Consider the following 11726-nt stretch of genomic DNA (forward strand, 5'->3'; position numbering starts at 1 on the left):
GTCTCGTTAAGCGCGGTGACCTGGAAATCACTCTTGTAGCCAATGCTGGACACCAGGCTCTGCAGGGCCGCCGTGTTGCCAAACGCGGCTTCGATCAGGTGCACCAGTTCCACCCAGAAATGGAACACATACACCGCCTGCGCCAGGATCAGGCCCAGATACAGGGGCAGTTGCAGCCACCGGCTGGCGAAGATCATGGAAGGCAGGGGGCGCAGCGGCGCTGGGGGCTTGTGTTGGGGAGAGGACATGGCACTCGCAAAGGGTTGCAGGAGGCGCGATTTTAGGGGGGCAGCATGTCCCTGCGGTGGCAGGTGGGTCTGCGCAGCCGGTGGCCCGGCCCTTGGCGACAGGCGCGCCGCAATGGCGTACTCTGTAAGCTTCGCGCCAGTCAGTGGCCTGTAAGTGCCGCGCCCGACAGTACCGCCCAATTCCAATTCCCATTAGATCCAGGAGACAACACCATGAGTGCGCCCACATCCGCCATCGAGTCCGTGCTGGTTGAGAACCGCGTGTTCCCGCCCTCGGACGCCATCGTCAAAGCCGCGCGCGTGTCCAGCATGGCTGGGTATGACGCACTGTGTGCCGAGGCCGAAAAGGACTTCGAGGGCTTCTGGGCGCGCCAGGCACGCGGCAATCTGCAGTGGACCAAGCCTTTCACCCGCACGCTGGACGAGTCCAACGCGCCGTTCTTCCAGTGGTTTGCCGATGGCGAACTCAATGCCTCGGCCAACTGCCTGGACCGCCACATCGGCACCGCCACCGAGAACAAGACGGCCATCATCTTTGAAGCCGACGATGGCACGGTCACCAAGATCACCTACAAGGAATTGCTGGCCCGAGTGAGCCAGTTTGCCAACGCGCTCAAGGCCCATGGCGTGGCCAAGGGCGACCGCGTGCTGATCTACATGCCCATGACCATTGAGGGCGTGATTGCCATGCAGGCCTGCGCCCGCATTGGCGCCACGCACAGCGTGGTGTTTGGCGGCTTCAGTGCCAAGGCCGTGCACGAGCGCATCATCGATGCCGGTGCCGTGGCCGTCATCACTGCCAACTACCAGATGCGTGGCGGCAAGGAGCTGCCGCTCAAGTCCATCATCGATGAAGCCCTGGCCATGGGCGGCTGCGACACCATCCGCAACGTGTTCGTCTATCAGCGCACAGCCACGGCCTGCAACATGGTGGCCGGGCGCGACAAGACCTTTGCCGAGGCACTGGCGGGGCAAAGCACCGAATGCGCACCCGTGGCCGTGGGCGCCGAGCACCCYYTSTTCATCCTCTAYACCWSCGGCTCSACCGGCAAGCCCAAGGGCGTGCAGCAYRSCACCGGCGGCTACCTGCTGTGGGCCMRGMTSACSATGGACTGGACSTTCGACMTSCGSSCCGACGACGTSTTCTGGTGCACGGCCGACATYGGCTGGATCACGGGCCACACCTACGTCGCCTACGGCCCACTGGCTGCAGGCGCCACGCAGATCATCTTTGAAGGCATTCCCACCTTCCCGAACGCTGGCCGCTTCTGGCAGATGATCGAGCGCCACAAGTGCACCATCTTCTACACCGCCCCCACCGCCATCCGTTCGCTCATCAAGGCGGCCGAGGCTGACGAGGCGKTACACCCCGCGCGCTMCGACCTGTCGAGCCTGCGCATCCTGGGCAGCGTGGGCGAGCCCATCAACCCTGAAGCCTGGATGTGGTATCACAAGAACGTGGGCGGCGAACGCTGCCCCATCGTGGACACCTTCTGGCAGACCGAAACCGGCGGCCATGTCATCACCCCGCTGCCCGGCGCCACGCCGCTGGTGCCCGGCAGCTGCACGTTGCCTTTGCCCGGCATCACCGCAGCCATCGTGGACGAAATGGGCAACGACGTACCCAACGGCGCGGGTGGCATCCTGGTGATCAAGCGCCCCTGGCCCAGCATGATCCGCACCATCTGGAACGACCCCGAGCGCTTCAAGAAGAGCTACTTCCCCGAAGAACTCAAGGGCTACTACCTGGCGGGCGACGGCGCGGTGCGCAGTGCCGACCGGGGCTACTTCCGCATCACCGGSCGCATYGACGACGTGCTGAACGTGTCCGGKCACCGCATGGGCACGATGGAGATCGAATCCGCCCTGGTSKCCAAGACGGATCTGGTGGCCGAGGCCGCCGTGGTGGGCCGCCCTGACGACGTGACCGGCGAAGCCATTTGTGCGTTTGTGGTGCTCAAGCGCTCGCGCCCCACCGGCGAGGARGCCAAGCAGATCGCCAACGAGCTGCGCAACTGGGTGGCCAAGGAAATCGGCCCCATTGCCAAGCCCAAGGACATCCGCTTTGGCGACAACCTGCCCAAGACSCGCAGCGGCAAGATCATGCGSCGCCTGCTGCGCAGCATCGCSAAGGGCGAGGCCATCACSCAGGACACCAGCACGTTGGAGAATCCGGCAATTCTGGATCAGTTGGCCCAGACCAACTGATCCAGAAGGCGCCGTGCAAGGGCGCCAGCGCGCAGTGCTTGCCGGATTCGGGGACACTCATATCGCGTAGCGATGTGATGTGGCCACAAAACTCGTTGATCACCCCGGTACGTGATCGAAGCAGCAGGCCCGCTCACACGGTGGGCCTGCAGCGCGCTTTGTAGGACGTGATCTCCAATCAGTCCTGCGCCGGCAGCAATTGCCCGTGCATGCGTTACAACGGCAGCATGGCGTGACCGGCCACCCTGGCCGGGCGCTGCTGACCGGAGATTTCCCATGCACTTGCGTTCCATCGTTTTGCTGTTGACGGTGCTGGTGATTGCCGCACTGGCTGCATTGAACTGGCCTGCGCTGGCCGCCCCTTCCCTGGTATCGCTGGGGGTGGTGTCATTTGAAGCGCCGCTCGGGTTGCTCATGCTGGCGCTTACCGCCTTGTTGGGCATCTTCTTCGTGGCCTACGTGTTGTCGCTGCAGGGCTCAGTACTGCTCGAAACCCGCCGCCACACCAAAGAGATGCAGGCACAGCGCGATCTGGCTGACAAGGCCGAGGCGTCCCGCTTCACGGAGCTGCGTACATTCCTTGAAATCCAGCACAGTCAGGCCCATGCAGCGGTTCTGGCGCGGCTGGACCACCTGGAGGCCCGCCTGGCTGCCCGGGCCGAGGAGTCTGACAACACCACCGCGGCCTATGTGGGCCAGCTGGAGCAGCAGCTGCGCTCCCGCAATTCGCTGGTGACCCCCATCGTGTAGGGCCTATCCTGTGGGTGATGTCCTGGAAGRCGCAGGTACGGTCTGCGAACTCAGGGGTCAAACGGGCGTCGTCTGCAGGCATTAAAAAAGCCGCGTCACTGATCGTGCGCGGCTTTTTGCTGGGGCCGGGGCGGTAGAACCCGCGGCCACCACAAGGGCGGCAAATTACTTTTGCGTCAGTACCCAGGCCGCCAGCTTCTTCGCTTCGGCGTCATTCACTTGCGCATTGGCGGGCATGGGTACTGGACCCCACACGCCAGAGCCACCCTTGACGATCTTGGCGGCCAGCTTGTCCACGGCGTCCTTCTGGCCAGCGTATTTGGCTGCTACGTCCTTGTAGGCAGGCCCCACCAGTTTCTTGTCCACTGCGTGGCAAGCCATGCAGTTCTTGGAGGTGGCCAAGGCCAAGTCGGCCATCGCGGGTGCCGCAACCGACAGCGTCAAGGCGAGTGTGATCAGGGAACGCTTCATGGTGGGAATTCCTGTGGTTGAGTTACAGTGCTTTTAATGCGATTGTAGTGACTTGGGTTGACACGCAGTTGTCCCTGGTCAATCCCGCTTTTCGCGAAATTCTTTGGAGAGAGCGATGTATCTGCTGGGTCTGTCCCTTCTCATGCTGGCACTGAAATATTTCGAGATCGGCCCCGTGGCCACGTGGTCGTGGTGGTGGGTGCTGGCGCCCTTCGCGGCCACAGCGCTGTGGTGGGCCTGGGCTGATTCCACCGGCTACACCAAGCGCAAGGCCATGGAAAAGATGGATCAGCGCAAGAAGGACCGCATCAACAAACACAAGGAAGCACTGGGCATTCAGCCGCGCAAGCCTCGCTGAACAGCTGGCGCGCTGGATGCAGCGCTGGTGTTGTTGGCCCGCCCACCGACAAAAAACGCCCTGAGCCTTGCTTACGGGCGTTTTTTGTTGCCTGGAGCGCAGCAGGGGGATCTGGGCTCGCTCCCCTCTCCCTGCTGCAAGATCCACCGCAGCCTCTTCAATAGGCGTCCAGCACCGCTCCCTTGCTGGCGCTGGATGCGTTGAACGCAAACTTGGCCTGCACACCACGGGTGTACCGTGGGGAAGGGGCGGTCCAGGCGGCGCGGCGCTTGGCGATTTCTGCCTCGGGCACGTTCAGCTCCAGCAGCAGCTGGCGCGCGTCGATGGTGATGCTGTCGCCTTCGTTGACGAAAGCAATCGTGCCGCCCGCTGCGGCCTCGGGTGCCACGTGGCCCACTACCATACCCCACGTGCCGCCGGAGAAGCGGCCATCGGTGATCAGGCCCACGCTCTCACCCAAGCCTGCGCCGATCAGCGCACCGGTGGGTGCCAGCATTTCTGGCATGCCGGGGCCGCCCTTGGGGCCCAGGTACCGCAGCACCATCACGTCACCGGCCTTGATCTTGCCCGCCAGGATGGCTTCCAGTGCCGATTGTTCGTCGTCAAACACGCGGGCCGGGCCGGTGATAACGGGGTTCTTCAAGCCCGTGATCTTCGCCACCGCGCCTTCGGGGCTCAGGTTGCCCTTGAGGATGGCCAGGTGGCCTTGCGCGTACATAGGCTTGTCGATAGGACGAATCACGTCCTGGTCGGCGCGGGGCTCGTCCGGCACGTCCTTCAGCACCTCGGCAATCGTCTTGCCTTCGATGGTGAGGCAGTCGCCATGCAGCAGGCCCGCATTGAGCAAGATCTTCATGAYCTGAGGGATGCCCCCTGCGCGGTGCAGATCCACCGCCAGGTACTTGCCGCTGGGCTTGAGGTCGCACAGCACAGGCGTCTTCACGCGCACGCGCTCGAAGTCGTCGATGCTCCACTCCACGCCTGCCGCATGGGCAATCGCCAGGAAGTGCAGCACCGCGTTGGTCGAGCCGCCCGTGGCCATGATCACGGCCACAGCGTTCTCGATGGATTTACGGGTCACGATGTCGCGCGGCTTGATGTCCTTCTTGATGGCCTCGATCAGCACCTTGGCTGACTCCTTGGCCGAGTTCATCTTCTCGTCGTGCGGGTTGGCCATGGTGGACGAATAGGGCAGGCTGATGCCAAGGGCCTCGAACGCGCTGCTCATGGTGTTGGCGGTGTACATGCCGCCGCACGAACCCGTGCCCGGGATGGCGCGTTTCTCGATTTCTTTCAGGTCAAAGTCGCTCAGCTTGCCCGCTGCGTTCTCGCCTACGGCCTCGAACACGCTCACGATGTTCAGGTCCTTGCCCTGGTAGTTGCCGGGCAGGATGGTGCCGCCATAGACATAGATGGCGGGCACGTTGGCGCGCAGCATGCCCATCAGGCCGCCGGGCATGTTCTTGTCGCAGCCGCCCACCACCAGCACGCCATCCATCCACTGGCCGCCCACGCAGGTTTCGATGCAGTCGCTGATGACTTCGCGGCTGACCAGGCTGTACTTCATGCCTTCGGTGCCCATGGCCATGCCGTCGCTGATGGTGGGGGTGCCGAACACCTGGGCGTTGCCACCCGCTTCTTCGATGCCCGCGATGGCCGCGTCTGCCAGCTTCTGCAGGCCGCTGTTGCAGGGCGTAATGGTGCTGTGGCCGTTGGCTACGCCCACCATGGGTTTCACGAAGTCGCCTTCCTCGTAGCCCATGGCGTAGTACATGGAGCGGTTGGGTGCGCGCGACTTGCCCTGGGTGATGTTGGCGCTGCGGCGGTTGATGGGTGCGGAGGGCTTGCTGGAGTCGGTCATCGTGGGGCGTCCTGGTCTCGGGGTTGGGGGCTGGAGCGGAATGGGTCATTCTGCCAGCGCCGTCGCAGCGCGTGGGGCTGCCCCCGCAATCCCCAACGCCACCGCCCCGGGCGGGCCTGTGGGGCTGGGCGATAATTGACAGGTTTGCCCCCGGCACGGCTCAAGAGGTTGTCTGCACGGGCGCGCGAGGGGCCTTTATGAGTACGGCCCGCTTCCTTTTCAGCGATTTATCAGAAGCCAGCACGATGCCCATCTACCGTTCCAAAACCTCCACCGCCGGTCGCAATATGGCAGGCGCGCGTTCCCTGTGGCGCGCCACCGGCATGAAAGACGATGACTTCAGCAAGCCGATCATCGCGGTGGTCAATTCGTTCACCCAGTTCGTGCCCGGCCACGTGCACCTGAAGGACCTGGGCCAGTTGGTGGCCCGCGAGATCGAAGCCGCCGGCGGCGTGGCCAAGGAGTTCAACACCATTGCCGTGGACGACGGCATTGCCATGGGCCACGACGGCATGCTGTATTCGCTGCCCAGCCGCGACATCATTGCCGACTCGGTCGAGTACATGGTCAACGCGCACTGCGCCGATGCCATGGTCTGCATTTCCAACTGCGACAAGATCACCCCCGGCATGCTGATGGCCGCCATGCGCCTGAACATTCCGGTGATCTTCGTTTCGGGTGGCCCGATGGAAGCGGGCAAGACCCGCCTGGCCAACCCGATCACCAAGGTCATGGAGTTCAAGAAGCTCGACCTGGTGGACGCGATGGTGATTGCCGCCGACACCAACTACTCCGACGCCGATGTGGYCGAGGTCGAGCGCTCGGCCTGCCCCACCTGCGGTTCGTGCTCGGGCATGTTCACCGCCAATTCCATGAACTGCCTGACCGAGGCGCTGGGCCTGTCGCTGCCCGGCAATGGCACGGTGGTGGCCACCCATGCCGACCGCGAGCAGCTCTTCAAGCGCGCAGGCCGCCGCATCGTGGACCTGGCCAAGCAGTACTACGGGCAGGACGACGAACGCGTGCTGCCCCGCTCGGTGGGCTTCAAGGCGTTTGAAAACGCCATGACGCTGGACATCGCCATGGGCGGCTCCACCAACACCATCCTGCACCTGCTGGCGATTGCCAAAGAGGCCGAGATTCCCTTCACCATGGCCGACATCGACCGCCTCTCTCGCGTCGTGCCGCAGCTGTGCAAGGTGGCGCCCAACACCAACAAGTACCACATCGAAGACGTACACCGCGCTGGCGGCATCATGGCCATCCTGGGCGAGCTGGACCGTGCGGGCAAGCTGCACACCGATGTGCCCACCGTGCACGCCCCCACGCTCAAGGACGCGCTGGACCAGTGGGACATCGTGCGCACGCAGGACGAGGCCGTGCGCACCTTCTACATGGCAGGCCCCGCAGGCATCCCCACCCAGGTGGCGTTCAGCCAGAACACGCGCTGGCCCAGCCTGGACCTGGACCGCGCCGAGGGCTGCATCCGCTCGTACGACCACGCCTTCAGCAAAGAGGGCGGCCTGGCCGTGCTGACCGGCAACATCGCGGTGGACGGCTGCGTGGTCAAGTCGGCCGGTGTAGACGAAAGCATTCTGGTGTTCGAGGGCACGGCCCATGTCACCGAGTCGCAGGACGAGGCCGTTGCCAACATCCTGGCCGACAAGGTCAAGGCCGGTGACGTGGTCATCGTGCGTTATGAAGGCCCCAAGGGCGGCCCCGGCATGCAGGAAATGCTCTACCCCACCAGCTACATCAAGTCCAAGGGCCTGGGCAAGGCCTGCGCGCTGCTGACGGACGGGCGCTTCTCGGGTGGCACTTCGGGCCTGTCGATTGGCCACTGCTCGCCGGAAGCTGCTGCGGGCGGCGCCATCGGACTGGTGCAAAACGGTGACCGCATCCGCATCGACATCCCCAACCGCACGATCAACGTGCTGGTGAGCGATGAAGAACTGGCCAAGCGCCGCGAAGCACAGAACGCCAAAGGCTGGAAGCCTGCGCAGCCACGCCCACGCAAGGTGTCGGCCGCGCTCAAGGCCTATGCCAAGCTGGTGATGTCGGCCGACAAGGGCGCCGTGCGCGATTTGTCGCTGCTGGACGACTGAGGGGCAGCCTTGCAGAGCAAAGAGCCCTGCCGCCGCACCGAAGCCGCGCCTGGAGGGCGCGGCTTTTTTGTTTTTGCTCCACTTTTGATAGCTGTCGGCGCATTACCGACTAGCGCTTGCTCGGCTTTTTTCTCAGAAACGTGGTGTATAGCTCCAGCGGATCGCCCTGGCGCGGCTGCGGCCACCCGGCGGTCTTGCCCGGAGCATGCAGCCCTGCGTGCGGGGTCATCGTCAGCGCGGGCACAATACCCGCCACCATGTTGACCTATCCCCACATCGACCCCGTCGCCCTGCAGATCGGCCCACTGGCTGTGCACTGGTATGGCCTGACCTATCTTGCGGCCTTTGGCCTGTTCATGTTGCTGGGCATCCGGCGCCTGCGGCACCCGCCCTTTGCCTCCATCACGGGGCCTAGTGCCTGGACGCGCAAGGATGTGGAAGACATCCTCTTTCTGGGGGTGGCTGGCGTGGTCATTGGCGGGCGGCTGGGCTACTGCCTGTTCTACAAGCCGGGCTACTACCTGAGCCACCCGCTGGAGATTTTTGCTGTATGGCAGGGCGGCATGGCCTTCCATGGCGGGCTGCTGGGTGTGGTGGTTTCGATGCTGTGGTTTGCCCATTCACGCCAGCGCCCCTGGCTGCAAGTGGCTGATTTTGTGGCGCCCTGCGTGCCCACGGGSYTGGCGGCRGGGCGYGTSGGCAACTTCATCAACGGCGARCTSTGGGGCCGYTTYRSCAGCCCCGAYCTGCCCTGGGGCATGGTGTTTSCGCASAGYGGCTCSATGCWGCCGCGCCAYCCSTCGCAGGTCTACCAGTTCCTGATGGAAGGATTGCTGCTGTTCATCCTGCTGTGGCTGTATGCCCGCAAGGAGCGCCGCCCCGGCCAAGTGGCCGCCGCCTTCCTGTTTGGCTACGGTGTTTTCCGCTTCATTGCCGAATACTTCCGCGAGCCCGACGCCTTCCTGGGCATCCTGTCGCTGGGCATGAGCATGGGACAGTGGCTGTGTGTGCCCATGATCGTGGGTGGCGCAGCGATGTGGCTGTGGGCGCAGCGGCAGCCGGTGGGGGCGTTGGTTTCAAGGTAAAACGGGCAATAGCGCCGGTGTTTCATGCCCGAGCAGCTATCAAATTGGTAGTGATTGGATCGAGTGGCGGGCAAGCAGGCAGTCAATGCCGCGCATTATCCCGCCGCGCCATCGTCCACAGGGCGGCCCCCACGATGAGTGTACCGCCCACCCAGCCCGTGACGCTGAGCTGCTCGCCCAGCCAGAACACCGCAAACAGCGCGCCAAAGGCGGGCTCGCTGCTGGTCAGCAAGCCCACCCGCGTGGGCGAGCTGTGGCGCAGTGCCCAGTTCTGGGCCACAAAGGCAAACACCGTGCAGCCCGCCACTAGGTAGACGCAGGCCCACCAGAAAGCGCTGGCTTGGGTGAGCGACGGCAGCGGGGGCAGCTTGCCCGGCAAAGCCAGCGCCAGCACCAGGCAGCCCACCCCGATCACGCCCGACTGCACCGCCGTGAGGGCCAGCACGGGCGCGTTGCGGCGGCGGGTGAGCCGCGTGGTCTGGCACACGGTGATGGCACGCAGCACGGCGGCCGCCAGCATCAGCGCGTCGCCCCAACCCCATTGGCCGGTGTACCCCCCGCTGAGCAGGGCTGCGCCGAGCAGCGAGACGGCGGCAAAACCAAACATCGCACGCTCGGGCCGCTGGCGCAGCAGCCACCACTCGGCAAACGGTGTGAACACCACGCACAGACTGATCAGAAACGCGGCATTGCTGGCCTGCGTGAGCGCGAGGCCAAAGGTCTCGCACAGAAAAATGCCCAGCATCAGCCCACCCAGCGGCAGGCCGGCCACCAACGCATCGCGCCGCTCGGGCCCAGTGGCGCGCAGCAGGGCCGGGAGCAGCACCACAAAGGTCAGGAGGAAGCGCACGGCCAAAAAACCCAGCACCGGGTAGAACACCAGGGCCCCCTTGGCCACGCCATAGCTGGTGCCCCACACCACGGCGACCAGAAGCAAGGCCAGGTCAGAAAGGCGCGGGGCCAGCGGGGAAGGGGCGGACAGGGGCAGGGTGTGTGACATGGGACGCAGATTGGGGGGGGAGGCTGTGGGGCGCCGCGCGTGGTGGCGATGGGCTGGGGAAATTATCAATTTGCGTCCATGCATTGATAATCGCTGCCAAAGAACTGCACTTGTTCCCCATGCGCATCAATCAACCCCTGGACAGTCTCCCCGACATGGCGGTGTTTGCGCGTGTGGTGGATGCGGGCAGCTTCTCGGCCGCCGCGCGGCAGCTGGGCATCACCCCGTCGGCGGTCAGCCGCCAGGTGGCTCGCCTGGAAGGGGCGCTGYGCGTGCGCCTGCTGGAGCGCACCACCCGCAAGCTGCGGCTGACCGATGCGGGCACGGCGGTCTACAGCCGCTGCCAGGACATGGTGTCTGCCGCGCGCGAGGTGTGGGCGCTGAGCGACACCCACTCTGCCGCGCCATCGGGGATGGTGCGCATGAGCATGGCCAAGGCGGTGGGGCGCCAACTCGTTCACCCCCTGGTGCTGCCGTTTTTGCAGAAATACCCCGAGGTCGATGTGCAACTGCACATCACCGACCGCACGGTGGACCTGTTCGAGGAACCCATCGACCTGGCCCTGCGCGTGACCGACACGCCACCCCCGGGCCTGGCCGGGCGGCCGCTGGCGACCCTGCGCCACCTGGCCTGCGCCAGCCCGCATTACCTGGCTGAGCGGGGCCACCCCCAGCACCCGCGCGACCTGGAGCACCACGCCTGCATCACCCTGGGCGAGGACGAGCGCGACCGGCACTGGCGTTTCGAGCGCGCAGGCGAATCCGCCACGGTGGCCGTGCGCGGGCGCTATGTGGCCAACCACAGCGAGGTGCGACTGGAGGCCGCGCTGAGCCACCTGGGCATTGCCAGCCTGCCGGGCTTTACCGCGCGCGCTGCGTTGGCGCGGGGTGACCTAGTGACCGTGCTGCCCGACTGGGAGCACAAGACCTCGTACGCGGGCACGGCCTGGGTGCTGTACCCGTCCCACCGGTTTCTGCCCGCCAAGCTGCGGGTGTGGATCGACCACCTGGTGGAAGGTTTTGCGGGCGTGGAGTGAAGCGGGTGAGGGGCGTGAGGGCAGGGCGACCGTGCGGTGGGCGCAGCGGGTGTTGCACCCTCGGCCGCTCATCTGGCCCGGGGCTGATCACCCAACGACGGTGCCTTGGGGCCAGCAGCAAAGTTCGCCGCCTTTGCTGCTTCATGGCCCGCAGCGTTGCGCAACCACCGCAGTCGCCGTCTTTTGTGTAACCAAAGTCTGCAAATCAGGGTTTACACCTTGTCATTTTGCGTAATTATGAGAAATTACACACATGGCGAGGCAATCGCCTCTGTTGTCAGCTGTTAGTGGTGTGTTGCAGGCATTCGGCCTGCGCCGTGCTTCAGCCGCTGACAGCCGATGCCTCGCGGGTTGGTGCCCTGGAGCCTTGTTTTACATGCGTCCTGTCCCGAATTCACTGCACGACGAAGTCGCCTCCCGGCTGCGGGAGCAGATTTTTGCGGGCGCCTTGCCGCCCGGCAGCTTTCTGGACGAGGCTGCCTTGTGCGAGCGGCTGGAGATCTCGCGCACCCCGCTGCGCGAAGCGCTCAAGGTGCTGGTGGCCGAGGGGCTGCTGCGCCATGAGCCGCGCCGGGGTTGTTTTGTGGCCGAGGTCACCGAGAG

Annotated in this window: 11 protein-coding genes; 7 read left to right on the plus strand and 4 right to left on the minus strand. The window is 64.8% G+C overall.

Annotated features, from left to right (window positions below; translation table 11 throughout):
• The coding region (locus AC04MI_RS19645) for a YqhA family protein (protein ID WP_476498479.1) at window positions 1-248 on the minus strand (248 nt) is incomplete at its 3' end.
• A 213-nt stretch (window positions 249-461) separates the two neighbouring features.
• Here AC04MI_RS19645 and acs point away from each other — a divergent pair.
• Entirely contained in the window at window positions 462-2456 is a 1995-nt protein-coding gene (gene acs, locus AC04MI_RS19650) for an acetate--CoA ligase (RefSeq protein WP_476498480.1), read from the plus strand.
• A gap of 276 nt (window positions 2457-2732) precedes the next feature.
• Window positions 2733-3206, plus strand: a complete 474-nt coding sequence (locus tag AC04MI_RS19655; RefSeq protein WP_056064449.1) for a hypothetical protein — start codon at window positions 2733-2735, stop codon at window positions 3204-3206.
• Window positions 3207-3371: 165 nt separating this feature from the next.
• On the opposite strand, the gene AC04MI_RS19660 is transcribed toward AC04MI_RS19655, so the two are convergent.
• On the minus strand, window positions 3372-3677 hold the full coding sequence (locus tag AC04MI_RS19660; protein ID WP_056064447.1) for a c-type cytochrome: 306 nt from the start codon (window positions 3675-3677) through the stop codon (window positions 3372-3374).
• 115 nt (window positions 3678-3792) lie between these two features.
• Between AC04MI_RS19660 and AC04MI_RS19665 the strand changes: the two genes are divergently transcribed.
• Window positions 3793-4035, plus strand: coding sequence for a TIGR04438 family Trp-rich protein (locus AC04MI_RS19665; protein ID WP_056064444.1), 243 nt, complete (start codon window positions 3793-3795; stop codon window positions 4033-4035).
• A gap of 157 nt (window positions 4036-4192) precedes the next feature.
• On the opposite strand, the gene ilvD (AC04MI_RS19670) is transcribed toward AC04MI_RS19665, so the two are convergent.
• Complete coding sequence (gene ilvD, locus AC04MI_RS19670) at window positions 4193-5896, minus strand: dihydroxy-acid dehydratase (protein ID WP_476498481.1); 1704 nt, start codon at window positions 5894-5896, stop codon at window positions 4193-4195.
• A 245-nt stretch (window positions 5897-6141) separates the two neighbouring features.
• Here ilvD (AC04MI_RS19670) and ilvD (AC04MI_RS19675) point away from each other — a divergent pair, with 245 nt between their 5' ends.
• Together ilvD (AC04MI_RS19675) and lgt are read left to right on the plus strand one after the other, a co-directional pair.
• Window positions 6142-8001, plus strand: coding sequence for a dihydroxy-acid dehydratase (gene ilvD / locus AC04MI_RS19675; protein WP_476498482.1), 1860 nt, complete (start codon window positions 6142-6144; stop codon window positions 7999-8001).
• Window positions 8002-8258: 257 nt separating this feature from the next.
• The gene (gene lgt, locus AC04MI_RS19680; protein ID WP_476498483.1) at window positions 8259-9086 is read left to right on the plus strand and encodes a prolipoprotein diacylglyceryl transferase; all 828 of its coding nucleotides are present in this window, start codon (window positions 8259-8261) and stop codon (window positions 9084-9086) included.
• Between the two features lie 82 nt (window positions 9087-9168).
• On the opposite strand, the gene AC04MI_RS19685 is transcribed toward lgt, so the two are convergent.
• A complete protein-coding gene (locus tag AC04MI_RS19685; RefSeq protein WP_056747143.1) occupies window positions 9169-10086 on the minus strand; it encodes a DMT family transporter in 918 nt (305 codons plus the stop codon).
• Window positions 10087-10205: 119 nt separating this feature from the next.
• Here AC04MI_RS19685 and AC04MI_RS19690 point away from each other — a divergent pair, with 119 nt between their 5' ends.
• Complete coding sequence (locus AC04MI_RS19690; RefSeq protein WP_476498484.1) at window positions 10206-11123, plus strand: LysR family transcriptional regulator; 918 nt, start codon at window positions 10206-10208, stop codon at window positions 11121-11123.
• Between the two features lie 376 nt (window positions 11124-11499).
• Window positions 11500-11726, plus strand: a 227-nt coding sequence (locus AC04MI_RS19695) for a GntR family transcriptional regulator (RefSeq protein WP_476498485.1), incomplete at its 3' end; no start/stop codon positions are given.

Source organism: Acidovorax sp. LjRoot204, from assembly GCF_056175785.1.